Below are 26243 nucleotides of genomic sequence, written 5' to 3'. Positions count from 1 at the left end.
GCAGAAATTACAGCCATATACCACGAAAACAAGGGACGATACGGCTACCGGCGGATTACAATAGAGCTGGATAGGCGTGGCATCCATTTGAACCACAAAACCGTTCGCCGCTTAATGAAAGAGTTGGGGCTGGTTTGTCGTGTTCGGATGAAAAATATCGCTCTTACAAGGGAGAAACCGGGAAAATTGCACCGAACCTGCTCAAACGGGACTTCCATGCTGAAAAACCAAACCAGAAGTGGGTCACCGATGTCACAGAGTTCAGCTTGTTTGGAGAGAAACTATACCTGGGCACATGTGCGCACCGTCATCCCATGTGCAGACATAGTGCATTCCCTTGTTCTTTAAAAACAGTGCAAAATACCGCTCCTGAAGGTATTCTTGCTCATCAACCTCGATTTCTTCCTCTGTGTATGTATTTTGCGTTCTTTCATACTTGCCACAATGGCAATAAAGAGAGGTGGCGGGATAATCTGCCCGCCACCCCTGTGTTTATTCTATATGGTTGTTTTTATACTGGTGCCTCTGCTTTCGGTTCCCTCCTGTGTTTGGCAATGACAGCCGCCGTACTCACAGGCAGCGGCTTAAAACCTGTTGCCAATAAAGCGGTGAAGCATAGCCGCAATATGGGCGCGGGTAGCGGTTCCCTCCGGGGAAAGGAGGTTGTCCCCTGTGCCGTTCACAATGCCGGAGTTAACCGCCCATATAAGGGGCTGCTTTGACCATTGAGAAACCTTGTCTTGATCCGCGAATCGGTCAAGGCTTCCTGCGGCGGTCATGTCATAGCCCTTGTACTGCGCATAGCGGTAAAAGATCGCCGCAAGCTGTTCACGGGTAATCGAGTCGTCCGGACCAAATCTGCCGTCGCCGTAGCCGCCTACAACACCACTTTGCTCCGCCCACGTTACCGCATCATAATACCAGGCTGTACCGGGGCCGTACACCACATCGGTAAAGCTGTTTGTGCCCTCCACTTTGGGACTGCCCTCCGTACGGTAGAAAATCACCGCAAGCTGGGCGCGGGTGGCGTTACTGTCCGGCGCAAAGGCTGCTGTGTTTTGGCCCACCATTAAGCCCTTTTCGTAGACAAACATCATGTCCTTATAAAACCAGTCTGTTTCCTTTACATCGGTAAACGGATTATCCGCGCCTGTGTTGGGGGTGTCCTTACCCGGCTCGTCTTTGGAATTGTCCAGAATGGCAAACGGGGAAAGGCTGCTTACTGTTACCTTGATTTTCCCGTTTGAAACAGCCACATCATAGCTGTCCAGCTCATTTTTCAGGCAATGGGCGACCGTCAATGTCTTTCCGTTGTACTCCCTGGAAACGGGGAATGTAAGGGTTACGGATCCCCGGAAGCTGCGGCTTAAAGACACGTCATAAACCGCAACCACGCGGCCCTGCTCCTGCCATTGGCGGATCTGGCCACACTCAGCGCACTTGCTGTCATGCAGCGTGTTCGGTGTAACGGTCAGGCGGGCGTTTTTGTGAATGCCGCTGCCGGAAAGGGTAACGCCGCCACTGGACAAAGTATCGCTGCTATAGGTCGGAGTGTAAGAATCGTCCCTATCATCTCCGGAATCTTCCGGTTCATCCGGTTCCTCCGGCTCACCTGGCTCCTCCGGCTCCTCCGGTTCACCCGGTTCCTCCGGCTCACCCGGCTCCTCCGGTTCACCCGGCTCCTCCGGCTCACCCGGCTCCTCCGGTTCACCCGGCTCCTCCGGTTCACCCGGCTCCTCCGGCTCACCTGGCTCAGTCGATAACACCTCGTCACATATGTCGCAACGTCCGTCACCGTTCTGATCCACATGCTCACAGGGCACAAACTCTCCCGGATCGCCCGGGATTTCTCCAAACGGATCATCAAAGGCTGCGTTGAAATTCACTGTCACCTTGCCTGTCAAACCAGCATAGGTCAATGCCGCCTTACCGCCGTTCGTCTGCCAGTCACTCTCGCTTCCGCCAAAGTCTATCGTATTCAGCCGGTTACATCCCACAAACGGCGAACCACTCAAGCCCATTCCATCAACTTCTACTCCCGCAGGAATATACAGATAGGGTAATGCCATGCAGTTTGCAAACATGCCCGAGCTTATCTTATCCGTCTTCAACGGCAAGGTCACATCTGACAAATACCAGCACTTGGAAAATAAATTATCCCCCAACGATACGGTCTGCCCGCCCGGTGCAAACCGCACCCGCACTAAACTATCACACTCCATGAACGCACCCGCACCCACAGAAGTGATACTGGAAGGAAAATCCAGATAAGCAATTCCGCATTTATGGAACGCGTTCACACCGATACTCTGCACGCCCTCATAGAATGTTGCCGACTTCAGGCTTTTGCAATCATAAAACGCTTCATCCCCAATTACTTTTACACTCCCAGGCACCGTTATTTCCACCAAATTCGATGCGCCAAACGCCGCCTCTCCGATGCTCGTAACAGTCTCCGGAATCTGCACACTCATTGCCAGACTCTTATAAAAAGCATAGCTGCCTATACTTTCCACGCCATCCTCAATGATTACCTGATTAATCTTGCCGGCATGAGCCTCCCAGGCCGGACGAACAGACTCGGTATAATCCGGCATCGCACCTTTCCCGGAGACCGTCAGTGTTCCTCCATTTGTCAGCGTCCAGCTTAAACTGCCTTCCGTTCCGCTATAGGCAACCTCATCCGCGTCCTGCTCCTCCGAATACCCTGACGGATAGCGGGTCACAATAAAATTCGCATTCAAAACCTCCGACTTGCTCAACGTCCGTCCCCAATGCACGCTCTTATTGTAATTCCCCTCGGCAACCGTTACTCCGCTGGAAGCCACTCTAAGTACAATCACAAAATGGCTGTTATTGATTCGCAGAATGTCTCCGACCTTCACGTCTTCATACTCGAATCCGCCTCTGTCAATCGTCCTTGCCGGAAGCGTGCCAAAGGCCTCATCACTCAGTATAAAGACAAATGCCGCGCAGCCAACTCCAAGACTCGCTCCTTTTACCGGACCACCCTGAAAACGATAGTATTTTCCCCATTCTCCCTCGTTCCCATAAGGCTGAAAATTCGTCCAGGGCATTCCCTCATAAAGCTCATTCTTCATGCCAATCATCGCGTTATAGGCTTCATCATACGTCGGGCAAACCCCGGATGCCCTGGTAATCCCAAAAAGCTGACCTGATAAATCGTCTTTCTCTTCGGCTTCCATGAAAAACGGCGCCTTATCAGACCAGACCCCAGCTAAATCCTCCGGTCCTTCATGATCTGAATTATCCTTGAGAACATTTTCAAAAGCCTGATCCGCGGTTATTTCCGCTGTGTTGGAGGGGGAAGCGTTCTCCCCGCCGCATATCTCGCAGATAAAGCCGCAGGGCATCTCCCCGGCTGCGGGAGAATAGCCGCATTCGCTGCCATGTTCGGTGTGGTGTTCACACAAACCGCCTGCCACTGGGGGCTGGACGTTGTTCCGCATCTGCGCTTCGGCATAGGCCGGCGAAGCGCAGAAGAAAACCAGTGCGCCGCAGAGCAGCAGGCTTAAAAATCTTTGCTTTGTTCTCATACCATCTGTTTCCTTTCTTCTATGATAATTGTCCGTTAAGCCAGAAAAAGGACAGACTCATTCTGTCTGTCGGGAATGTATCGAAAGAAGCTCCATTTATCAAGTCCTCTCCTGCAAAAAGTGTACATATTTTCTATCCGTTATATTATACAAATCCTGGTCAGGTATGTCAATGCAACCGTGCTGAATGAATTAAAATGCCTGCAATGTCCATCTGGGAAAAGCCGCCCCATTTCAAGGACGGCTTTCTGCGTAATATGCTAGTTTTAGGCCTTGCTTGAAAAATGGAAGCATGCTCAGCAGCGAGATATTTTTCGCCAGACAACGCCAATTTGACTGAGGAATACTGTATGTATTTCAAGGAAAATTGGCGAAATGAAGCCACAATTTCTCACTTGAGCTGTTTATCATATTTTTCATAAAAGGAGATATCTACGTTCAGAATCATTTACAATTGACATTTTATACAATTGTACTATACTAAAAAATGGCTGATTCTTGGTAAACGGGTGACTTTGAAGCCACCTGGCAGGTGAAGTACAGATCGTGTTGCCCATCGACGCGGTCAAATGTTCGCAGGGCAATTGACCACGATAGATTCAGTCATGAGGAGGGAGCCGATTTGAAGATTCGCAGGATCGCTCTGATTGGAGTGGGCGCCGTTGGGGCGTATCTAATCTGGAGCTTTGAGAGAACTGCCGATATCACTCTTACCGTCGTGGCGGAGGGAGCGCGCGCAGAGCGGCTGAAACGTGATGGCATCATCATTAACGGGATACATTATCCGCTCTATGTGCAGGAACCCAGTCAGGCGGGCCCCCAGGATCTGATTTTCATTTCCACCAAATACAGTGCGCTGGACGAGGCTGTCGCCATGCTCCCTCCTCTCATAGGCCCGGACACCCTGGTACTCAGCCTTCTCAACGGGGTGGACAGCGAGGATCGAGTGGCCCAGGCAGTAGGCCCGGAGCATGTGGTCCACTCCGTCATCCGCATTGCTTCCCAGCGGACAGGGGCGGAGGTCCGGTTTGATCCGGACCGGGTAATCGGCCTCAGCTTTGGCTTGCAGGGTGCCAGGACAGAAGAACGATGGAAGTTGGAAGCTCTGTCAGCCCTTTTTGCCGAGAGCCGGCTTCGCTGGCAGCTTTCGAATGATATTGTGACGGACATTTGGCTGAAATATGCCAGTAACATTGCCAACAACCTCCCCCAGGCAGTCATTGGTGCGCCGGCCGGTCTGTATCTCAAAAGTGAGCACGGGGTGTTCCTGGCCCAAAAGCTCTGGTCTGAGGTGGCGGCTGTGGCTGCCGCCAAAGGAATCCATCTGGCGAAGGATGTCCTGATTTTCCCCGGTCAGTCCCCATCAGCCAGATACTCCACACTCCAGGACCTGGAGGCCGGCCGGCACACGGAAATTGATATATTTGCCGGGCATATGCTCCGCATGGCAGAGGAAGCTGGTATCTCTGTTCCCTACTGCGAATATACATTCCATGTTATTAAAGCGATAGAAGAAAAGAATGATGGGCTGTTTGATTAAAGAAAAACTCCAAGGAAAGGCAGCTATCCGAAAATATAGGATCGTTTAATCTGAAGGTAATTGTCAGGTCAGCTTTGCGATACAGGTTTGAAAATGTCTGGCACTGCCAACCCCGGGGCCCTTGATTATCAAGGGCCCGGGGGTTTCTTTTAACCTCTGTTTGGTCGTTGCAGTCTCAGAAATGGAAAATTTGTTCGTTAAAACAGCATAGGAGCAGAACACTGCCCGGGATGTACGCAGAGAGGCGTTCAAGCGTCAGAGCTGATGGACGCCGAGGCCCCTGCGGCGCCTGAATATTGAACCATCGGCAAACCGCACATGTAAAAACAATTCTGATTTTAAAGTGGGATATTTTCCTTTAACGGAGGATAGTTTGTTTATTTTTGCACTAGACTGCCACGCTTTCCCTGTAGTAAGATAGGTCCTGTTTGAAAAAATGGAACTATGCATATTCTGAAGGAGAATGGCAAGTCGTGAAAAAAAGTCATAGCATTGACATGTGCAGCGGGTCCATCGCGAACAAGATTCTTTTGTTCGCTCTGCCCCTGATGGCCTCCAGCCTGCTTCAGCTGCTGTTCAACGCGGCGGACGTGGTGGTGGTGGGCCGCTACGCCGGCAAGGAGGCCCTGGCGGCGGTGGGCTCCAACACCTCCCTCATCAACCTGATGATCAACCTGTTTGTGGGGCTGTCGGTGGGCACAAATGTGGTAGTGGCCCGGGACCTGGGTGCCGGGCGGCTGGACAATGTAAGCCGCAGCGTTCACACCGCCATGACCCTGGCTCTGGCCAGCGGCGCAGCTATGACGTTTTTTGGCGTAACCATGTCCCGGCAGTTGCTGGAGTGGATGTCCTCCCCCACCGATGTTATTGACCTGGCCAGCGTGTATCTGCGCATCTACTTCCTGGGCCTGCCCGCCAACTTTGTGTACAACTTCGGCGCGGCCATCCTCAGGGCTCAGGGGGACACCCAGCGGCCGCTGTATTTCCTCACCTTTGCCGGGATTGTCAACGTGGCCCTGAACCTGGTCTTTGTCATCTCCCTCCATCTGGACGTGGCCGGAGTGGCCCTGGCCACCATCATCTCCCAATACATCTCCGCAGCTCTGGTGCTGTGGTGCATGGCCCGGGAGCAGGGTCCCCTCCACCTGGACCTGAGGCAGCTCGGCCCGAACTGGCAGGTGGTCCGCCGGATCGTTCAGGTGGGCCTGCCCGCCGGCTTTCAGGGGGTGGTGTTCTCCCTGTCCAATGTGGTTATCCAGTCCTCCCTCAACTCCTTTGACGACGCGGTCCTGGTGGCCGGCTCCTCCGCCGGCTCCAATATCGAGAGCTTTGTCTATGTCACCATGAACGCCTTCTATCAGGCGGCCATCACCTTTGTGGGGCAGAATTACGGCGCCGGGAAGTGTGACCGGGTGGACAAGGTGGCCCGGCAGTGCGTGGGCTTCGCGGTGCTCTTCGGCCTTGTGGCGGGAAATCTGGCCTACCTGTTCGGCGCCCAGCTTGCCGGCATCTACGCCCCGGGAGAGCCCGATGTGGTCCGACAGGCTTTGATTCGGATGTCCTTTATCTGCTGTCCCTACTTCATCTGCGGCATTATGGACACTCTGGTGGGGGTGCTGCGGGGGCTGGGCAGCTCTATGATCCCCATGATTACCTCTATCATCGGCGCCTGCGGGCTTCGGCTGGTATGGGTGGCTGCCGTGTTCCCCCTCTACCGCACCCCCGCCTGCCTTTACATCTCCTACCCCATCACCTGGACGGTCACCGGCCTGTGCCACTTCCTCTTCCTCATGCTGGTGGTCCGAAAACGGGCCTTCGCCAAGCTCCAGCACGCCGGCCCGGCCTACCTGTCCATGGAGGGCCAGCACCCAGAGGCGGCTTCAAAATAAACCTGCTGTTCTGCCTGTTTTATGGAGGGTATCACCATGGAGCGAACCGTCAAGCGTCCCAAACAATGGGAGTTAGGCCTGTTCCCCGGCCTCTCTCGGGCACAGCTTCAGAAAGAACTGGATTCCTACCAGCACCAGCACTCCCCCTGGGGGCAAATTTTGGAGTATCCCGTCGGCGCAGTGCTGGTGGAAGGCGGGAAAACCGGCGCAGCAAAAGAGGTCACACCGCTGTGTAACCTCATATCCTTTCGCTCCGTCTGGGCTCTTTCCCTGAGCCTCTCGCCCCCCTCAGGGGACAAGGAGGGACACTGGGGACACTATTTCTACCACAGCGGCCAATGGATCAGTCCCCACCGCCACCCTGATGACCCGCCCAAGCAGAATCAATTCCGCTCCATCCCGGACACAGAGGCGATTGCCCAGGCATTTCCGGGGACGGACCCGGCCCTTTTGGAGGAGTATTTTCGGGAGGATGCCAATATCCGGGCCAGTTGGGCACAGTGGGCCGGCTATATGTCCCGCCGCCACCGGCAAAAGAACTGGCAACCGCCGGAGCAGCCCCCTGTCCACCGGATCAGGCCGGAGGACCGCTGCCTCTCCAACGACTGGCGGCTGGTTTTTGACCTTGCGGCCTATCTTGGCTTTCCCATTGAGGACTTGGGAATCTTGTTATAGCAGAAAAACTCCCCCGCCGCCGGCGGGGGAGTTTTATGTAAACTGATTGTCACACAATGCGGCGGCCGCCCACAAATCCGGTGGTGTAGTAAGCGGAGCTCATGCTGCTGATGATGACGCCCACCTTGGGGGTGGAGGCGTGGACGAACTGGTTGTTGCCGATGTACAGGCCCACATGCGTGGCGGCCTCCTTGCTATTGCCCTTCTTGAAGATGACGATATCGCCGGGCTGGAGCTCACTCATGGAGACGGGCTGGCCGTTTTTCAACTGGCCGGTGCAGGTGCGGTTCAGGGTATAGCCGAACTGCTTGTACACATAAGTAGTGAGACCGGAGCAGTCAAAGCCCTTGGGGGAGGTGCCGCCGTGGACATAGCGGCAGCCCACGAACTGGAGGGCGTAGTTGGCGATCTCCTGGCCCTTGAGGGCGGAGGCGTTGATCTGGGAGCCGTCAACCTCCTTCACATACTCGGCGCTGACGTATCCGGTGTCGATCTTGTACCAGCCCTCCTCCAGGCTCTGGAACTCCACGATCCGGCCGGTAGCCAGGCTGCCTGCCCTGTCGTAGTCAGTGCCGGGGCCGGTGCGGACGTTCAAGGGCCCGTCCACCACCTGGATGTAGGTCTTGACCGGCTCCTCCGCAGGGGCGGCGTCCCCGGCCAGGGGCGCAGGCGCGGCCGCAGGAGCCTCAGCCGCAGGGGCGGCCTCGCCCTCCAGCACAAGGTACTTGCCAGACACATAGCCCTGAATGCCCTCGTAGGACACCTGATGCCAGCCGCTCTCCAAGGTATTCAGAACCTCTACCTGAACGCCATTGGCCAGATTCTTCAAAATCTCGCCCTCGGTGCTGGCCTCAGCCCGGAGGCGGAGGACATCACTGCCGGTGTTGACCGTGCCGGTCAGGGCAAAGACGGGGGTGATCAGGGTGCTGACCAGCAGCAGGGCGGCGGTCAGGCGGGCTGCGATATGCTTCATAATTGACGTCCTCCTCAATATCTCTCTCAGCAGACGGTTTCTCATCTGTAACTTTTTTGTTACTTTCCGGACAGGGCCCGTTCCAGCCAGACCGCAGCCACGTCCATGGCCGCGTACAGGCTGTCCTTCTCGCTCTTCTTCACCACCCGATCCCGGCTCTTCAGGTCGGGGTCGGTGAGCTGAAGCTGAACGGAAACCTTGTCCGCCACGGACAAATCTCCCTGGTTTTTGGTGGACAGGACCTGGAGCATAATGATGTATTTCTCCGCCATGGTCCCGTAATAAATCAGATTGTCTTTCCGTCGCAGGGGGTGCCCCTTATAGGAAAGAGGCAAATTCTCGCTGGCCATCTGTGGGCCTCCTTCATCCAAAATAGTTTCAAAACGGTTTCAGAACGCACCGCTTTTCTTGTAACCGAATTGTAACACATTTGTTACCACTTGTCAAATCCTTTCCGCAAAATTCTCCAAGAAAAATTTTCCTTCCCTCTCCCACACAAAAAATGGGATAGGCCTTGACAGCCTATCCCATTTATGGTAGAATAAAATGCTTTTGTGTCCCTATGCAAAAATCGGACACTTTTCCATATTCACAGCGTCAGTGTACCACACCGGAGGGGAATTGGCAAGGGTGGATTGCTTAAAACAGTCCACATGCCCGTGTGTATCTCTCCTCCCTCTCCCTCCGAAACTGTGCATACTGACGGCAAACCTTCCCTTTTCTCCCAAAATTCGCCAATAAAAGTGCGTAACAACTGTCAATTCAGAAGAAAGCGAGTTGATTTTTCAGCATGGTCGTCAAGGACGTAATGTACGGCAAGACCCCACGAAAGAGCTTCGCCCGGTATGAGGAAATCCTGGGGATGCCCAACCTGCTGGAGGTTCAAAAGACCTCCTACCAGTGGTTCCTGGATGAGGGGCTGAAGGAGGTGTTCCAGGATGTGGGCTCAATTGTGGACTACGGCGGCAATCTGGAGCTTTCCTTCGTGGACTTCTCCATGGACGAGAAGCCCAAGTATGACGTAGAGGAGTGCAAGGCCCGGGACGCCACCTACGCCGCCCCTGTCAAGGTCAGGGTTCAGCTGCGCAACACCCAGAACAACCAGATCAATGAGCAGGAGATCTTCATGGGTGACTTCCCCATTATGACCAATTCGGGCACCTTTGTCATCAACGGCGCCGAACGGGTCATTGTCTCCCAGATCGTCCGCTCCCCCGGCATGTACTACACCCGTGAGGTAGACAAGGCCGACAACAAGACCTATACCACCACCGTCATCCCCGGCCGGGGCGCCTGGCTGGAGTATGAGACCGACCTGAGCGACATCTTTTATGTCCGGATCGACAAGAACCGCAAGCTGCCCATCACCTGCCTGATCCGGTCCATGGGCCCCCGGACCGATTCAGAGATTCTGGAGCTGTTCGGCGAGGATGAGCGCATCCTGGCCACTCTGGAGAAGGACGCCTGCAAGAGCTATGAGGAGGCCATGCTGGAGATCTACCGCAAGCTGCGCCCCGGCGAGCCCCCCACGCTGGACTCCGCCGAGACTCTGCTCAACGCCACCTTCTTCGATCACCGGCGGTACGACCTGTCCACTGTGGGCCGCTACAAGTTCAACAAGAAGCTGGCCCTGTGGACCCGGCTGTCCGGCCAGAAGCTGGCCCAGCCCATCGCCGATCCCCGCACCGGCGAGATCATCGCCGAGGCCGGTCAGATCCTCACCCGGGAAGAGGCCCAGGAGCTGGACTCCCGGGGAGTCAACCGGGCTGTGGTGGACGCGGACGGCAGAGAAGTGGTGGTCTTTTCCAACGATATGGTAGACGCCAGGGGCTTCACCGCCCTCACCGGCTTCGACCCCGCTGAGGTGAACATCGACGAGATGGTCTCCTTCCCCGCCCTGTGCGCCCTGGTGGACCAGTACCAGGGAGAGGAGCTGAAGGACGCCATCCGCCGCCAGATTGACGACCTGATTCCCAACCACATCACGGTGGCCGACATCATGGCCTCCATCAACTATCTCAACTGCCTGGCCCACAACGTGGGCAACCCCGACGACATCGACCACCTGGGCAACCGCCGCCTGCGCTGCGTGGGCGAGCTGATCCAGAACCAGTTCCGCATCGGCTTCTCCCGCATGGAGCGGGTCATCCGGGAGCGGATGACCACCCAGGACCTGGACGTGGTCACCCCCCAATCCCTGATTAACATCCGGCCCGTCACCGCCGCCATCAAGGAGTTCTTCGGCTCCTCCCCCCTGTCCCAGTTCATGGACCAGACCAACCCTCTGGCCGAGCTGACCCACAAGCGCCGTCTGTCCGCCCTGGGCCCCGGCGGTCTGAGCCGGGACCGGGCCTCCTTCGATGTCCGGGACGTCCACTACAGCCACTACGGCCGGCTGTGTCCCATCGAGACCCCCGAGGGTCCCAACATCGGTCTGATCTCCTACCTTGCCTCCTACGCCCGGATCAACAAATACGGCTTTATCGAGACCCCCTACCGCCGTGTGAACAAGGAGACGGGCAAGCTCACCGACGAGATCACCTATATGACCGCCGACATGGAGGATGAGTTCATCATCGGCCAGGCCACCGAGCCAGTGGACGAGAACGGCTGCCTGGTCAATGAGCGCGTCACCTGCCGCCACCGCAACGAAACCATCTCGGTTGACAAGCACCGGGTGGACTATGTGGACGTATCCCCCAAGATGATGGTGTCGGTGGCTACCGCCATGATCCCCTTCCTTCAGAACGACGACGCCAACCGCGCCCTGATGGGCGCCAACATGCAGCGCCAGGCCGTCCCCCTGCTCCGCCCCGAGGCCCCCATCGTAGCCACCGGCCAGGAGCACAAGAACTGCACCGACTCCGAGGTAGCCATCCTGGCCGAGGGCCCGGGCACCGTCACCAAGGTGGACGCCCGGTATATTACCGTGGCCTACGACGACCCCAAGCTGGGCTCCAAGGAGTACCGGCTCACCAAATACCTCCGCTCCAACCATACTACCTGCATCAATCAGCGGCCCATTGTCAACGCGGGCCAGCGGGTGGACTTCCAGGACGTACTGGCCGACGGCCCCTCCACCGACCGGGGGGAGATCGCCCTGGGCCGGAATATCCTCATGGGCTTCATGACCTGGGAGGGCTATAACTACGAGGACGCCATCCTCCTCAACGAGCGGATGGTCAAGGACGACGTGTTCACCTCCATCCACATCGAGGAGTACGAGACCGAGGCCCGTGACACCAAGCTGGGCCCTGAGACCATCACCCGCGACATTCCCAACGTGGGCGAGGACGCCCTGAAGGACCTGGACGAGCGCGGCATCATCCGCGTGGGCGCCGAGATCCGCGCCGGCGACTACCTGGTGGGCAAGGTCACCCCTAAGGGCGAGGCCGAGGCCACCGCGGAGGAGAAGCTGCTCCGGGCCATCTTTGGCGAGAAGGCCCGGGAGGTCCGGGACACCTCCCTGAAGGTGCCCCACGGCGAGGCGGGCATTGTGGTGGACGTGAAGGTCTACACCCGGGAAAACGGCGACGAGCTGGGCGCCGGGGTCAACCAGACTGTCCGGGTCTATATCGCCCAGAAGCGGAAGATTTCCGTGGGCGACAAGATGGCCGGCCGCCACGGCAACAAGGGCGTGGTGTCCCGCATCCTGCCCCAGGAGGATATGCCCTTCCTCCCCGACGGCACCCCTCTGGATATCGTGCTGAACCCCCTGGGCGTGCCCAGCCGTATGAATATCGGCCAGGTGCTGGAGGTCCATCTGGGCTACGCCGCCCGGACTCTGGGCTGGAAGGTGGCTACCCCCATCTTCAACGGCGCCACTGAGTCGGACATCCAGGAGTGCCTGAAGCTGGCCGGGCTGTCCCGTGAGGTGGGGGCCAACGAGCCTCTCATTGGCAAGCAGCTCTACCTGGCTCAGGAGCCCACCCAGTCCCGCCCCCTGACCCCGGAGGAGGCGGCCTTCCTCAACACAGACGACCCGGCGGGAGCCCAGGTCAGCCGTTGGAAGAACGACGGCCAGGTGCATATGGTTGACGGCCAGCCCTGGCTGGTGGACGACATCCGTCCCCTCACCGCCGAGGAGATGGCCGACGCTCCGCAGGTGGCCCAGTGGCAGAAGGAGGGCCTGCTGCGCATCGTGGACGGCAAGAACTGGCTCTACGACGGCCGCACGGGCAACCGCTTCGACAACCCGGTTACCGTGGGCTACGTCTACTTCCTCAAGCTCCACCACCTGGTGGACGACAAGATTCACGCCCGGGCCACCGGCCCCTACTCCCTGGTCACCCAGCAGCCTCTGGGCGGCAAGGCCCAGTTCGGCGGCCAGCGCTTCGGCGAGATGGAGGTGTGGGCCCTGGAGGCCTACGGCGCGGCTTACACCCTGCAGGAGATACTGACTGTAAAATCCGACGATGTCACCGGGCGCGTCAAAACCTACGAGGCTATTGTCAAGGGCCTGAACGTGCCCAAGCCCGGTGTGCCCGAGTCCTTCAAGGTGCTTATCAAGGAGCTGCAGTCCCTGTGTCTGGACATGAAGGTGCTGGACGACCAGGGCTGCGAGATCGAGCTGAAGGACGACGATGACGACGGCTACCAGCCCGTCAAGGACGACTACTACGACCGGGACGACGACTTCGGCTACCAGGCGGACGACGACTTCGCCTCTGCCGGCGGCTTCACCTTCAAGGGCGACAGCGACGATGACGATCTGTCCCTGGATACGGCGGACGAGACCTCCTCTGAGGACGCCCTGTTTGCCGAAGATGACTTTAACTGATAAGGGAGGAGAAAAAACATGAGCTACGCTGAGTTTGACGCGATCCGCATCGGGATCGCCTCCCCCGAGCAGATTCGCGAGTGGTCCTTCGGTGAGGTCAAGCGCCCCGAGACCATCAACTACCGCACCCTCAAGCCCGAGCGGGACGGCCTGTTCTGCGAGCGTATCTTTGGCCCCACCAAGGACTGGGAGTGCAACTGCGGCAAGTACAAGAAAATCCGCTACAAGGGCAAGGTGTGCGACCGCTGCGGCGTGGAGATCACCAAGGCCAAGGTCCGCCGGGAGCGGATGGGCCACATTGAGCTGGCCGCCCCGGTGAGCCACATCTGGTACTTTAAGGGCATCCCCTCCCGGATGGGCCTGCTGCTGGACATCAGCCCCCGGATTCTGGAGAAGGTGCTGTACTTCGCCGCCTATATCGTCATTGACCCCGGCTTCACCCCCCTGTCCAAAAACCAGATCCTGTCCGAGAAGGAATACAGGGACATGCGGGAGAAGTACGAGGACGACTTCGACGCCGGCATGGGCGCCGAGGCGGTGAAGAAGCTACTCCAGCAAATCAACCTTGACGAGCTGTCTGAGCAGCTGCGCAAGGAGCTGAAGGACGCCTCCGGCCAGAAAAAGGTGAAGATCATCAAGCGGCTGGAGGTGGTGGACGCCTTCCGGGTCTCGGGCAACAAGCCCGAGTGGATGATTATCGACGTGCTGCCGGTCATCCCCCCCGAGATTCGGCCCATGGTCCCCCTGGACGGCGGCCGGTACGCCTCCTCCGACTTAAACGACCTGTACCGCCGGGTCATCAACCGGAACAACCGCCTGAAACGGCTGATCCAGCTCAACGCCCCCGACATCATCGTCCGCAACGAGAAGCGGATGCTCCAGGAGGCGGTGGACGCCCTTATCGACAACGGCCGCCGTGGGCGCGCAGTCACCGGGGCCAACAACCGGGCCCTCAAGTCCCTGAGCGACATGCTCAAGGGCAAGCAGGGCCGCTTCCGCCAGAACCTCCTCGGCAAGCGGGTGGACTACTCGGGCCGTTCGGTCATCGTGGTGGGTCCCTCCCTGAAAATTTACCAGTGCGGCCTGCCCAAGGAGATGGCCATCGAGCTGTTCCGCCCCTTCGTCATGAAGAAGCTGGTGGACGACGGCCTGGCTAACAACATCAAGGCCGCCAAGAAGATGGTGGAAAAGGGCGAGGCCGCCGTGTGGGACGCCCTGGAGTTCGTCATCAAGGACCACCCCGTCATGCTCAACCGGGCCCCCACCCTGCACCGCCTGGGCATTCAGGCCTTCGAGCCCGTGCTGGTGGAGGGCCGGGCCATCAAGCTCCATCCCCTGGTGTGCACCGCCTTCAACGCCGACTTCGACGGCGACCAGATGGCCGTCCATGTCCCCCTGTCCGCCGAGGCCCAGACCGAAGCCCGGGTGCTCATGCTGTCGGCCAACAACCTCCTCCGTCCCCAGGACGGCGGCCCGGTGACTATCCCCTCTCAGGACATGATCCTGGGCGCCTACTACCTGACCTACACCCGGGACGAGGGCGATGTCAACCACGTCTTTGCCGACCGGGACGAGGCCATGCTGGCCTATGACTCCGGCATCGTCACCCTCCATACCCCCATCCGGGTCCGGCTGTACCGGGAGGTGGAGGGCGAGCTGCGGCATAAGCTGGTGGACACCACTGTGGGCCGCCTGATTTACAACGAGGCCATCCCCCAGGACCTGGGCTTCGTGGACCGTACCGATCCCGAGTCCATGTTCGACCCTGAGGTCAACTTTGTAGTGGGCAAGAAGCAGCTGGGCAGGATCATCGACAAGTGCATCAGCAGGCATGGCTTCACCACCTCCGCCGGTATGCTGGACGCCATTAAGGATCTGGGCTACCACTACTCCACCGTGGGCTCCCTCACCGTGGCCATCGCCGATATGACCGTCCCCACCAAGAAGTATGAGCTCATTGGTGAGACGGAGAAGGAGATCGTCCGCATCGACAAGCAGTACCGCCGGGGCCTTATCACCAACGACGAGCGCTACCGTCTCACCGTGTCCGCCTGGGAGAAGACCACCAAGGACGTCACCGACGCCCTCCAGGAGTCTATGGATCAATACAACCCCATCTTCATGATGGCCGATTCGGGCGCCCGAGGCTCCATGGCCCAGATCCGTCAGCTGGCGGGCATGCGCGGCCTGATGGCCGACACCGCCGGCCGCACCATCGAGATCCCCATCAAGGCCAACTTCCGTGAGGGCCTGTCCGTGCTGGAGTACTTCATCTCCTCCAGAGGCGCCCGAAAGGGCATGGCGGACACCGCTCTGCGTACCGCCGACTCGGGCTACCTGACCCGCCGTCTGGTGGACGTGTCCCAGCAGGTCATCATCCGCGAGGAGGACTGCGGCACCCACGACGGCATCCTGGTCAGCGAGATTGAGGAGCACGGCCAGGTCATCGAGACCTTCGCCGAGCGCATCCACGGCCGCTATCCCACCCAGGACATCCTCGACCCCAAGACCGGCGAGGTCCTCTTCTCCAGAGACACCATGCTCAGCAAGGATGACGCCGCCGTCCTGGAGCAGCACGACATCCATCAGGCCAAGATTCGCTCCGTCCTCACCTGCCGGGCGCGGAGCGGCGTGTGCGCCCGGTGCTACGGCATCAACCTCGCCATTGGAGAGCCCGTGGGGGCCGGCGAGGCGGTGGGCATCATCGCCGCCCAGTCCATCGGCGAGCCGGGCACCCAGCTGACCATGCGTACCTTCCACACCGGCGGCGTGGCCGGCGGCGACATCACCCAGGGTCTGCCCCGTGTTGAGGAGCTGTTCGAGGCCCGCAAGCCCAAGAAGATGGCACAGCTGGCTGAGATCTCCGGCCGCATTTCCATTGAGGAGACCAAGCGCAACGTCATGTGCAACGTCACCATCACCGCCGACGACGGCCAGGTGGTCACCTACGCCCTGCCCTACTCCGCCGGCATCAAGGTGAAGGACGGCGACACCGTGGAAAAGGGCATAGAGCTCACCGAGGGCGTCCTGTCCCCCCACGAGGTACTGCGCATCCGGGGTCTGTCCGACTGCCACAATTACCTGATTAGCGAGGTCCAGAAGCCCTACCGCCAGCAGGGCGTGGATATCAACGACAAGCACATCGAGGTCATTGTCAGCCAGATGCTGCGCAAGGTTCGGGTGGACGACTCCGGCGACTCCGACCTGCTCTCCGGCGCCACTGTGGACATCGTGGATTTCCGGGACGCCGAGGCCGCGGTCCGGGCCCGGGCCGACGCCGGGGAGAAGAACGAAATGGGCGAGGACCTGCGCCTGCCCACCTGCACCCAGCTGCTCATGGGCATCACCAAGGCCTCCCTTGCCACCGAGTCCTTCCTGTCCGCCGCCTCCTTCCAGGAGACCACCAAGGTCCTCACCGAGGCGGCCATCAAGGGCAAGGTGGACCACCTCCAGGGTTTGAAGGAAAACGTCATCATCGGCAAGCTGATCCCCGCCGGCTCCGGCCTGGCCCAGTACCGCCGGAAGGACGTCATCGACGACGAGGGCAACCTCATCGCCCAGGCCCACCGCCGTCCGGAGCGGGAGATCAACCTGGATTTCAGCGTGGACGAGGACGAGGAGGAGGGGGACGACCTCTTCACCGAGCTGGGCCCCATTGAGCTGGAGCCCGCCGTCAGCCCGGTCCCCGCTGAGGACTGAGCTCCCCATGTGAATATGGCTTCAGGGGACGCTTCCAACGGAAGCGTCCCCTGTTTTATGCCTCTTTTCCGCTGTCCCACTGAAAGCTTTTCAGGTCCACATGGTCGCTGTCCTTCAGCGACACGCCCTCCTGTCTCAGTCGGCTTTCCTGCTCCCGAAAGCCCGGGGCCAGCCGGCCCGCGTGGTTGACCACCCGGTGGCAGGGATAGGAGCCGTAGTACTGAGACATGCTCAGCACCTTCCCCACCAGCCTGGCGTTCTTCTCCCGGCCGATGAGCCGGGCAATCTGTCCGTAGGTAGCCACTCTCCCCTCCGGGATCTCCTCCACCACGGACAATATCTCATAGATCAGCGATTCATCCATGCCGCTCCCTCCAAAGCAAGCAGCCGCCTCTTTTTTTCCAGCCCTCCGGCGTAGCCGGTGAGGCCGCCGTCCGCCCCCAGCACCCGGTGGCAGGGAATAACCAGGGAGATGGGGTTGTGCCCCACAGCGCCCCCCACCGCCTGGGCCGACATGCCGCCCCGCTTTTGGGCAATTTGGGCCGCCAGCTGTCCGTAGGTGGTGGTCTGACCGTAGGGGACGGCCAGCAGCAGCTCCCAGACCGCCCTGCGGAAGGGGGTCGTCCGCAGGGCCAGCGGAGGGGTAAATTCAGGGGCTCTCCCGCTGAAATAGAGGTCCAGCCACTCAGCAGCCCGATCAAAAACAGGCAGCTCTCTCTCCTGCCGCTCCCCGGACAGGGAGGCGCCAAAATACTTCTGGCCGTCAAACCACAGGCCGGTCAGCGCCTGCCCGTCGCTGGCCAGCGTGATGCCCCCCAGAGGAGAGGTATAATGGGCGATATAATCCATTTTTCCGCCTCCTGTGTCAATAAAAAAATGGGGGGCACCGGGAGGTGTCCCCTCATTGAGGCAAAACTTACTTCAGGTTGAAGAACGCCTTGCGGCCGGGGTACTCGGCCACATTGCCCAGCTCCTCCTCGATGCGCAGCAGCTGGTTGTACTTGGCCACGCGGTCGGTGCGGCTGGGAGCGCCGGTCTTGATCTGGCCGGCGTTGAGGGCCACGGCGATGTCGGCGATGGTGGCATCCTCGGTCTCGCCGGAGCGGTGGGACACGATGGCGGTGTAGCCGGCCCGATTAGCCATCTGAATGGCGTCCAGGGTCTCGGTCAGGGTGCCGATCTGGTTGACCTTGATGAGGATGGCGTTAGCCACGCCCTTCTCAATGCCGTCGGCCAGCCGCTTCACGTTGGTGACGAACAGGTCGTCGCCCACCAGCTGGACCTTGGAGCCGATGGCCTTGGTCAGCATAGCCCAGCCCTCCCAGTCGGTCTCGGCCATGCCGTCCTCCAGGGAGATGATGGGATAGGTGTCGGCGAACTTCTTCCACATGTTCACCAGCTGCTGCTGGGTCAGCTTCTTGTTGCTCTTAGGCTGGATATAGCACTTCTCGTCCTCGTTCCACCACTCGGAGGAGGCGGCGTCAATGGCGATCATGAAGTCCTCGCCGGGCTTGTAGCCGGCCTCCTCGATGGCCTGGACGATCACCTTCAGGGCGTCCTCATCCTTCTTCAGGTTGGGGGCGTAGCCGCCCTCATCGCCCACGCCGGCGGCGGGGGTGCCGTTCTCTTTGAGAACGGTCTTCAGGGTGTGGAAGACCTCGGCACAGCGGCGCAGAGCCTCGCGGAAGGAGGGGGCGGAGACGGGCATAATCATGAACTCCTGAATCTCCACATTGTTGGTGGCGTGAGCGCCACCGTTGAGGATGTTCATCATGGGAACAGGCAGCTGCTTGGCGTTGGAGCCGCCGATATAGTTGTACAGGGAGGTGCCCAGAGCGGCGGCGGCAGCCTTGGCGCAGGCCAGGGAGGCGCCCAGAATGGCGTTGGCGCCCAGGCGGTCCTTGTTGGGGGTGCCGTCCAGCTCGATAAGCATCTTGTCGATGTCCACCTGGTCCAGCACGTTGGTGCCGATGAGAGCTTCGGCGATCTCACCGTTTACGTTGGCGACGGCCTTCTCCACGCCCTTGCCCATATAGCGGCTCTTGTCGCCGTCACGGAGCTCGCAGGCCTCATAGATGCCGGTGGAGGCGCCGGAGGGGACAGCGGCGCGGCCCATGGTGCCGTCCTCCAGGTAGACCTCAACCTCAACGGTGGGGTTCCCGCGGGAGTCCAGGATTTCGCGGCCGATTACGTCTACAATTTCGATCATCTGCTTCATAGTATTTGATCTCCTTTCAAATTGTCGGATATCATTGATAAGGCGGGACTGCCCGCCGGGGGCACGAATCATTGGTCTGCGGCCGGCGCGCCGGGCCGCCGCTATTTTACGATCAGGGTCTCTCCGTCCATCTCGGCGGGCTTCTCCAGGCCCATCAGGTCCAGCATGGTGGGGGCGATGTCGCACAGGCGGCCATCCCGCAGGGCAACGTTAGCCCCCACGATATAGAAGGGCACCAGATTGGTGGTGTGGGCGGTGAAGGGGGAGCCGTCGGTATCCGCCATCCGCTCTGCGTTGCCGTGGTCGGCGGTAATGAGAGACACGCCGCCCATCTTAGAGGTGGCGTCCACCAGCTTGCCCACGCACTCGTCCACGGTGGACACCGCCTTGCAGGCGGCTTCATACACGCCGGTGTGGCCCACCATGTCGCAGTTGGCGAAGTTGAGGATAATCACGTCGTAGTTCCCGCTGAGGATGCGCTTGACCGCCTCCTCGGTGACCTCATAGGCGGACATCTCAGGCTGGAGGTCATAGGTTGCAACCTTGGGGGAGTTAATCAGGCAGCGATCCTCTCCGGGGAAGACCTGCTCCACGCCGCCGTTGAAGAAGAAGGTCACGTGGGCATACTTCTCAGTTTCGGCGATGCGCAGCTGGGTCAGGCCCAGGTTGGAGATATACTCACCGAAGATGTTGTGCAGCTTCTGCCGGGGGTAGGCCACCGACACGTTGGGCATGGTGGCGTCGTACTCGGTGGTACACACAAAGTCCACGGGGATGAAGCCGGTTTTGCGCTCCACGTCAGTAAAGTCCTCGTCCACCAGGGTGCGGGTGATCTCCCGGGCCCGATCGGGGCGGAAATTAAAGAAAATCACCGAGTCGTTGTCCCGGAGCTGAACGTCCTTGGCACAGACCACGGGGATCATGAACTCGTCGGTCACTCCGGCGTCATAGGAGGCCTGGACGGCGTCGGCTGCGTCGGCCATAAAGGGGGCCTGGCCGCAGACAATGGCATCGTAGGCCTTCTGGAGCCGGTCCCAGCGCTTGTCACGGTCCATAGCGTAGTACCGGCCCATGACAGTGGCGATCTGACCGATTCCCATCTGCTGCATTTTCGCCTGGAGCTGCTCCACATAGCCCTTCCCCGAGGAGGGAGGCACGTCGCGGCCGTCCAGGAAGCAGTGGATATAGACCTTTTTCAGCCCCTGATCCTGAGCCATCTTCAGCAGGGCGAAGAGATGAGTAATGTGGCTGTGGACGCCGCCGTCGGACAGCAGGCCCATGAGGTGCAGGGCGCTGCCCCACTCCCGGCAGTTGTCCATGGCCTCCAGGTAGGCGGGGTTCTCGAAGAAAACCCCGGTCTCAATATCCCGGCTGATGTGGGGCAGGTCCTGGAACACCACCCGGCCCGCGCCGATGTTGGTGTGGCCCACCTCGCTGTTGCCCATCTGGCCGTCGGGCAGACCCACGTCCAGCCCGGAGGCGGACAGCCTGCTCCCGGGGCATTCGGCAAAAATTTTATCCAGGCGGGGGGTCGGAGCATTGAGCACCGCGTTCCCGGCGGAGGGCCCCTCTACGCCAAATCCGTCCATAATTATCAAAGTAGTAGGTGTTTTCATAAAACAAACCTTTCCTTTATTTGCAGGGGCAGCTTCTCCCGACCGCCTCATTAAACCGCAGCAGCAAAGCCTCCTTTGGAAAAGGAGGTGGCTGGCCGAAGGCCAGAGGGAGGATTGTATCTCGCCGCAGGCGAAATACAATCCCCACCCGGCTTCACCGGGAGCCCCTTGCCTAAGGGGCCCGCCGGGCAGCAGGACGTCCGGGGGCCGTCCCCTACATAAAATTACTCTTGATTGGCCGCCTCGATGATCGTGACAAAGTCGGCGGGCTTCAGGGCGGCGCCGCCGATGAGGCCGCCGTCCACGTCGGGCTGGGCCAGCAGCTCCTGCGCGTTCTTGGCGTTCATGGAGCCGCCGTACTGGATGGTAACAGAGCGGGCCACGTGGGCGCCGTACAGCTTGCGGATGACGGTGCGGATCGCCTGGCAGACCTCGCCGGCCTGCTCGGCGGTGGCGGTCTTGCCGGTGCCGATGGCCCACAGGGGCTCATAGGCGATGACCACGTGCCGGGCGTCCTCGGGGGCCACGTTGGCCAGGGCGCACTTCACCTGATAGGCAATGAGCTCCATGGTAACCCCCAGCTCCCGCTGCTCCAGGCTCTCGCCCACGCAGACAATGGGAATCAGGCCGGCGGCGATGGCGGCGTGGACCTTCTTGTTCACGGTGAAGTCGGTCTCATTGTAGTACTGCCGGCGCTCGGAGTGGCCGATGATGACATACTTGGCGCCCGCCTCCTTGATCATCTCAGCGGTAATCTCGCCGGTGTAGGCCCCGTGGTCCAGCTCGTGGCAGGTCTCGGCGCCGATGGCGATGTGGCAGTCCTTGAACAGCCGGACGGCGGCCTGGATGTTGACAGCTGGAACACACAGCACCACGTTGCACCACTTGCCCTTGGGCATAATGGGCTTAATCTCCTCTGCGAAGGCCTTGGTCTGGGAGAGGGTGTTGTTCATCTTCCAGTTGCCGGCGATGATGGTCTTGCGGTAACGACGGTTCATAAAAATCTCTCCTAATCGTATATTTTCCGAAATAGCTTCTGTTATGGGCCGGCCTCTGTGCCGGCCCGCTGTTGTATTTACAGACATCGGGGATAACAGGGATATCGGGGCGGCGCGGAGGCCGCCCCCTATATGGGGAACGATCAGGCGTCCAGCAGGCAGGCCACGCCGGGCAGCTCCTTGCCCTCCATAAATTCAAGGGAGGCGCCGCCGCCGGTGGAGATGTGGCTCATCTTGTCGGCGTAGCCCAGCTGCTGCACCGCAGCCGCGGAGTCGCCGCCGCCGATGATGGTGATGGCGCTGGTCCTGCTGAGGGCCTCGGCCACAGCCTTAGTGCCCACGGCGAACTTGTCAAACTCGAACACACCCATGGGGCCGTTCCAGATGACGGTGCCCGCGTCCTTCACCGCGTCACAGTACAGCTTGAGGGTCTCGGGACCGATATCCAGGCCCTGCCAGCCATCGGGGATCTCGCCGGAGGCGACCACCTTGGAGTCGGCGTCGGGAGCGAACTTGTCGGCAATGACGGTGTCCACAGGCAGGAGGAGCTTGACGCCCTTGTCCTGGGCCTTCTGGATCATCTCCAGGGAGTAGTCCTTCCAGTCGGCTTCCAGGAGGGAGTCTCCCACCTTGCCGCCCTGGGCGGCAGAGAAGGTGTATGCCATGCCGCCGCCGATGATGATGGTATCGGCAATTTCCAGGAGGTTGTTGATGACGCCGATCTTGGAGGACACCTTGGAGCCGCCCAGGATAGCCACCAGGGGCCGCTTGGGGTCAGCCAGGGCGCCGCCGATGAAGTCCAGCTCCTTCTGGATCAGGAAGCCGGACACGGCGGGCAGGTAGTCGGCCACGCCGGCGGTAGAGGCGTGGGCGCGGTGGACCGCGCCGAAGGCGTCAGAGACGTATACGCCGTCAGCTCCGGCCAGGCCGGCCATCTTCTTGGCCAGCTCGGGGTCGTTCTTGGTCTCACCCTTCTCAAAGCGGGTGTTCTGAAGCAGCATGATCTCGCCGCTCTTCAAAGCGGCGGCCTTGGCCTGGGCGTCGGGGCCGACGACATCCTCGGCCAGGATGACCGGCTTGCCCAGCAGCTCGCTCAGGCGGGCGGCCACAGGCTCCATACGCAGCTCGGCCAGGGACTTCTTCCACTTCTCCTCCGTGATAGAGGCCTCGTCCTTGCCCTTCTCCAGCTGCTTCTTCTTGTAGGACTCAAAAGTGGCCACCGGCTTGCCCATGTGGGAGCAGGCAATCACCGCCGCGCCCTGGTCCAGCAGATACTGGATAGTGGGCAGGGCGGCCCGGATGCGCTTGTCGTCGGTGATCACGCCGCTGCCGTCCTTAGCCATAGGCACGTTGAAGTCGCAGCGGAGCAGGACCTTTTTACCCTTGACATCCACATCCTTGACGGTCTTCTTGTTATAGTTCATCTTCTTGACTCCTTTCGCTTCATAAAAGGTGACAAAATTCAGGGGTTACGCATGGGAGGCCATCTCCCCCGCCCCGGACAGCTCCGGGAAGCCCTGCTGCCGCAGCGCCTCATAGGCCAGGACAGCCACCGAGTTGGCCAGGTTCAGGCTCCGGGCGCCGGGCCGCATGGGGATGCGGACGCATCGGTCCTGCCAGCGCAGCCGCAGGTCCTCGGGCAGGCCGGCGGTCTCCTTGCCGAACATGAGCCAGCAGCCCTCCTGAAACTTTGCTCTTGAGTAGTCCCGGGGGGCTTTGGTGGTGGCCAGCCACAAGTCGGGCTGGGGATTGACGGAGAAAAAGTGGTCCAGGCTGTTGTAAACGTGCAGATCGACCATGGGCCAGTAGTCCAGCCCCGCCCGCTTCACTGCCCTCTCGCTGATGTCGAAGCCCAGGGGCCTGACCAGATGGAGACGGCTGCAGGTGGCGGCGCAGGTACGGGCAATGTTGCCGGTATTCTGGGGAATCTCCGGCTCGACCAAAACGATGTTCAGCACATGGGCCCCTCCTTGCTGTTGCGGTCTTATTGTAGTCCAATCCGGCAAAAATTTCAACTGTAAATTGCCCGAAATATTGCAGAAACTTCATAAAAGCTTAAAAATATCATCGTTTAACCACATTTTTTAGGTACTTTTTATATTTGACTTGTTTTTCGACGCTTTTTTTCGGCATATTGCCGAAAAAAACCAGGCCGACAGGCAGGTAAAACTGCATTCCCCCCTCTTCTTTTCCTCAATTTGGTCCGGGAGGTAGAAAAATTATACAAAGTTTGTTCCGTTTCCTGGAAAATAACTACCCTTTTCCGTAACAGTGTGCTATAATTACCCCACCAATTTTATCTGAAAGGGAGGAAATCGTATGAAGCTGACCTGGAATGGGCACTCCTGCTTCACCCTGGAGACCGCAGAGGGCTCTGTGGTGCTGGACCCCTACGCGGACGGCAAGGTCCCCGGCCTGGCTCCCCTGCGCCTGACCGCCGACATGGTGCTGTGCAGCCACGAGCATCGGGACCACAGCGCCAGAGAGGTTGTGACCCTCACCGGAAATACGCCCACCTTCACCGTGGAGACCATCTCCACCTTCCACGACCCGGAAAACGGCGCCCTGCGGGGAGAGAACACCATCCACATCATCTCCGCTGAGGGGATGCGCATCGCCCACCTGGGGGACCTGGGCTGTGAGCTCACCGCCCAACAGAAGGACCGCCTGCACAGAGTGGACGTACTGATGGTCCCCGTGGGTGGGTACTACACCATCAGCGCCCATCAGGCCCGCACTCTCGCTACCCCGCTCTTTCCCAGAATTGTTGTCCCTATGCACTACCGCTCCGCCACAGCCGGATATCGCTTTGGCTATGACGTGCTGGGCCTGTTGGGGAATTTCACCTCCGTCTGTCCCAGTGAGAGTCTGGTCTATTACAAGGGCAATACCATGGAGATCACGAAGAGCACCCGCGGACAGACGGCAATTCTGACCTACTGCCCCGGCTGACGCTCCCCTGAAAAACTACTACATTTGGAGGTCCTTCCCATGTCTCATACTGTTGAAATCCTGTCGGTGGGCACCGAGCTGCTTCTGGGCAATGTGGCCAACACCGACGCACAGATCCTGTCCCAGGGGCTGAGCGAGCTGGGGCTGAACGTCTTCTGGCACACCGTGGTGGGGGACAACCCCCAGCGGGCCCGGGAGGCGGTGGCCCTGGCCAAGCAGCGGGCAGACATCATCATCACCACCGGCGGCCTGGGCCCCACCTGCGACGACCTGACCAAAAATATCCTGGCCGACGCCTTCGGCAAGAAGCTGGTCTTTGACGAGCCCTCGGCCGACCGCATCCGGAACTGGTTCCAGCGCACCGGCCGGACCATGACGGACAACAACCTCCAGCAGGCCATGCTGCCCGAGGGCTGCACCGTCCTCCCCAACGACTGGGGCACCGCCCCCGGCTGCGCCTTTGAGGCGGAGGGCTGTCATGTAATTATGCTCCCCGGCCCCCCCAGCGAGTGCCGGCCCATGTTCCAGTACCGCGCCCGGCCCTACCTGCTGTCCCTGTCCGAGGGGGTTATCGCCTCCCACACCATCAAGCTCTTCGGCATCGGGGAGTCCACCATGGAGGCCCAGCTCCGGGACCAGATGAACGCCATGACCAACCCCACCCTGGCCCCCTACGCCAAGGAGGGGGAGTGTGAGCTGCGGGTCACCGCCAAGGCGGCCGCGGACGGGGAGGCCCAGGCCCTCCTCCGGCCCACAGTGGAGCAGGTCAAGGCGCTGTTTGGGGACAAGGTCTACGGGGTGGACGTGCCCTCCCTGGAGCACGTGGTCATCCAGGGCCTGAAGGAAAAGGGCCTCACTCTGGGCTGCGCCGAGAGCTGCACCGGCGGCCTCATCGCCAAGCGGCTCACCGACATCCCCGGCGCCTCTGCCGCCTTCAAGGGGGGCATCGTGTCCTACACCAACGAGATCAAGCGGGATGTTCTGGGGGTTCCGGAGCAGCTTCTCACCCAGCTCGGCGCGGTGTCCGGAGAGGTGGCCGCCGCCATGGCGGAGGGGGCCCGGCGGGTGCTGCGCTGCGACATCGCCCTGTCCTCCACCGGGGTGGCCGGACCGGACCGGGACGACCGGGACAACGAGGTGGGCACCATGTTCGTGGCCATCGCCACCCCTGAGGGCACCCACGTCCGGGCGCTCCACCTGGGAGCCCGCCCCATGCGGGAGCGGCTGCGCATCCAGACCGCCAGCCACGCCTTCGACCTGGCCCGCCGGTATCTGGCCGGGCTGGACTACGGACACTGAGCCCGGTTTTGCCCATTAAGAGACACCAAGGGCGGCGCTTCCGTTGG

General features: G+C 60.0%; 17 protein-coding genes and 1 pseudogene. 8 read left to right on the top strand and 10 right to left on the bottom strand.

Going from position 1 to position 26243, the window contains the following annotated elements:
- Window positions 1-290 (top strand): annotated as a pseudogene (locus D1641_RS03795) (IS3 family transposase); the annotation flags it as partial.
- 294 nt (window positions 291-584) lie between these two features.
- Here D1641_RS03795 and D1641_RS03790 read toward each other — a convergent pair.
- The gene (locus D1641_RS03790; RefSeq protein WP_160663074.1) at window positions 585-3557 is read right to left on the bottom strand and encodes a leucine-rich repeat protein; all 2973 of its coding nucleotides are present in this window, start codon (window positions 3555-3557) and stop codon (window positions 585-587) included.
- A 622-nt stretch (window positions 3558-4179) separates the two neighbouring features.
- Between D1641_RS03790 and D1641_RS03785 the strand changes: the two genes are divergently transcribed.
- The 3 genes from D1641_RS03785 (at window position 4180) to D1641_RS03775 (ending at window position 7661) form a co-directional block, all read left to right on the top strand.
- Entirely contained in the window at window positions 4180-5097 is a 918-nt protein-coding gene (locus tag D1641_RS03785; protein WP_160663073.1) for a 2-dehydropantoate 2-reductase, read from the top strand.
- A gap of 473 nt (window positions 5098-5570) precedes the next feature.
- Window positions 5571-6986: an MATE family efflux transporter gene (locus D1641_RS03780; RefSeq protein ID WP_160663072.1), complete on the top strand. Its 1416-nt coding sequence runs from the start codon at window positions 5571-5573 to the stop codon at window positions 6984-6986.
- Window positions 6987-7022: 36 nt separating this feature from the next.
- A complete protein-coding gene (locus D1641_RS03775; RefSeq protein WP_160663071.1) occupies window positions 7023-7661 on the top strand; it encodes a hypothetical protein in 639 nt (212 codons plus the stop codon).
- 49 nt (window positions 7662-7710) lie between these two features.
- Here the strand turns inward: D1641_RS03775 and D1641_RS03770 are convergent, their stop codons facing one another.
- Together D1641_RS03770 and D1641_RS03765 are read right to left on the bottom strand one after the other, a co-directional pair.
- Window positions 7711-8634 carry an NlpC/P60 family protein gene (locus tag D1641_RS03770; RefSeq protein ID WP_160663070.1) on the bottom strand — a complete coding sequence of 308 codons (924 nt, stop codon included), beginning with the start codon at window positions 8632-8634 and terminating at the stop codon, window positions 7711-7713.
- Window positions 8635-8693: 59 nt separating this feature from the next.
- A complete protein-coding gene (locus D1641_RS03765) occupies window positions 8694-8984 on the bottom strand; it encodes a hypothetical protein (RefSeq protein WP_160663069.1) in 291 nt (96 codons plus the stop codon).
- A 440-nt stretch (window positions 8985-9424) separates the two neighbouring features.
- Here D1641_RS03765 and rpoB point away from each other — a divergent pair, with 440 nt between their 5' ends.
- Window positions 9425-13414, top strand: a complete 3990-nt coding sequence (rpoB, locus tag D1641_RS03760) for a DNA-directed RNA polymerase subunit beta (RefSeq protein ID WP_160663068.1) — start codon at window positions 9425-9427, stop codon at window positions 13412-13414.
- Between the two features lie 18 nt (window positions 13415-13432).
- Entirely contained in the window at window positions 13433-17113 is a 3681-nt protein-coding gene (gene rpoC / locus D1641_RS03755) for a DNA-directed RNA polymerase subunit beta' (protein ID WP_160663067.1), read from the top strand.
- Window positions 17114-17168: 55 nt separating this feature from the next.
- Here rpoC and D1641_RS03750 read toward each other — a convergent pair whose 3' ends face one another.
- The 7 genes from D1641_RS03750 to D1641_RS03720 form a co-directional block, all read right to left on the bottom strand.
- On the bottom strand, window positions 17169-17477 hold the full coding sequence (locus D1641_RS03750; protein WP_160663066.1) for an MGMT family protein: 309 nt from the start codon (window positions 17475-17477) through the stop codon (window positions 17169-17171).
- Window positions 17462-17962 carry a methylated-DNA--[protein]-cysteine S-methyltransferase gene (locus D1641_RS03745; RefSeq protein ID WP_160663065.1) on the bottom strand — a complete coding sequence of 167 codons (501 nt, stop codon included), beginning with the start codon at window positions 17960-17962 and terminating at the stop codon, window positions 17462-17464. Before D1641_RS03745 ends, D1641_RS03750 begins: the two co-directional genes overlap by 16 nt.
- 67 nt (window positions 17963-18029) lie before the next feature.
- Entirely contained in the window at window positions 18030-19331 is a 1302-nt protein-coding gene (gene eno, locus D1641_RS03740; RefSeq protein ID WP_160663064.1) for a phosphopyruvate hydratase, read from the bottom strand.
- A 101-nt stretch (window positions 19332-19432) separates the two neighbouring features.
- On the bottom strand, window positions 19433-20947 hold the full coding sequence (gene gpmI, locus D1641_RS03735; protein WP_160663063.1) for a 2,3-bisphosphoglycerate-independent phosphoglycerate mutase: 1515 nt from the start codon (window positions 20945-20947) through the stop codon (window positions 19433-19435).
- 224 nt (window positions 20948-21171) lie between these two features.
- Window positions 21172-21945, bottom strand: coding sequence for a triose-phosphate isomerase (gene tpiA / locus D1641_RS03730; protein WP_160663062.1), 774 nt, complete (start codon window positions 21943-21945; stop codon window positions 21172-21174).
- Window positions 21946-22088: 143 nt separating this feature from the next.
- Entirely contained in the window at window positions 22089-23369 is a 1281-nt protein-coding gene (locus D1641_RS03725; protein ID WP_160663061.1) for a phosphoglycerate kinase, read from the bottom strand.
- A 45-nt stretch (window positions 23370-23414) separates the two neighbouring features.
- Entirely contained in the window at window positions 23415-23903 is a 489-nt protein-coding gene (locus tag D1641_RS03720) for a tRNA (cytidine(34)-2'-O)-methyltransferase (RefSeq protein ID WP_160663060.1), read from the bottom strand.
- Between the two features lie 361 nt (window positions 23904-24264).
- Here D1641_RS03720 and D1641_RS03715 point away from each other — a divergent pair, with 361 nt between their 5' ends.
- Both D1641_RS03715 and D1641_RS03710 read left to right on the top strand, forming a co-directional pair.
- Entirely contained in the window at window positions 24265-24897 is a 633-nt protein-coding gene (locus D1641_RS03715) for an MBL fold metallo-hydrolase (RefSeq protein ID WP_160663059.1), read from the top strand.
- A gap of 39 nt (window positions 24898-24936) precedes the next feature.
- Entirely contained in the window at window positions 24937-26196 is a 1260-nt protein-coding gene (locus D1641_RS03710) for a competence/damage-inducible protein A (RefSeq protein ID WP_160663058.1), read from the top strand.
- Window positions 26197-26243: the final 47 nt, after the last annotated feature.

It is taken from the genome of Colidextribacter sp. OB.20 (assembly GCF_009911595.1).
In the GTDB taxonomy this organism is placed as follows: Bacteria; Bacillota; Clostridia; order Oscillospirales; family Oscillospiraceae; genus Lawsonibacter.
The sequence above is the reverse complement of the archived record's forward strand: the minus strand, read 5'-3'. Positions and strand labels throughout refer to the sequence as shown.

What these genes read in the sequence shown, in the direction of transcription:
- D1641_RS03790 (WP_160663074.1), bottom strand. Translation starts at nt 3,557, where the DNA reads ATGAGAACAAAGCAAAGATTTTTAAGCCTGCTGCTCTGCGGCGCACTG.
- D1641_RS03775 (WP_160663071.1), top strand. Translation starts at nt 7,023, where the DNA reads ATGGAGCGAACCGTCAAGCGTCCCAAACAATGGGAGTTAGGCCTGTTC.
- D1641_RS03770 (WP_160663070.1), bottom strand. Translation starts at nt 8,634, where the DNA reads ATGAAGCATATCGCAGCCCGCCTGACCGCCGCCCTGCTGCTGGTCAGC.
- D1641_RS03765 (WP_160663069.1), bottom strand. Translation starts at nt 8,984, where the DNA reads ATGGCCAGCGAGAATTTGCCTCTTTCCTATAAGGGGCACCCCCTGCGA.
- rpoB (WP_160663068.1), top strand. Translation starts at nt 9,425, where the DNA reads ATGGTCGTCAAGGACGTAATGTACGGCAAGACCCCACGAAAGAGCTTC.
- rpoC (WP_160663067.1), top strand. Translation starts at nt 13,433, where the DNA reads ATGAGCTACGCTGAGTTTGACGCGATCCGCATCGGGATCGCCTCCCCC.
- D1641_RS03750 (WP_160663066.1), bottom strand. Translation starts at nt 17,477, where the DNA reads ATGGATGAATCGCTGATCTATGAGATATTGTCCGTGGTGGAGGAGATC.
- D1641_RS03745 (WP_160663065.1), bottom strand. Translation starts at nt 17,962, where the DNA reads ATGGATTATATCGCCCATTATACCTCTCCTCTGGGGGGCATCACGCTG.
- eno (WP_160663064.1), bottom strand. Translation starts at nt 19,331, where the DNA reads ATGAAGCAGATGATCGAAATTGTAGACGTAATCGGCCGCGAAATCCTG.
- gpmI (WP_160663063.1), bottom strand. Translation starts at nt 20,947, where the DNA reads ATGAAAACACCTACTACTTTGATAATTATGGACGGATTTGGCGTAGAG.
- tpiA (WP_160663062.1), bottom strand. Translation starts at nt 21,945, where the DNA reads ATGAACCGTCGTTACCGCAAGACCATCATCGCCGGCAACTGGAAGATG.
- D1641_RS03725 (WP_160663061.1), bottom strand. Translation starts at nt 23,369, where the DNA reads ATGAACTATAACAAGAAGACCGTCAAGGATGTGGATGTCAAGGGTAAA.
- D1641_RS03715 (WP_160663059.1), top strand. Translation starts at nt 24,265, where the DNA reads ATGAAGCTGACCTGGAATGGGCACTCCTGCTTCACCCTGGAGACCGCA.
- D1641_RS03710 (WP_160663058.1), top strand. Translation starts at nt 24,937, where the DNA reads ATGTCTCATACTGTTGAAATCCTGTCGGTGGGCACCGAGCTGCTTCTG.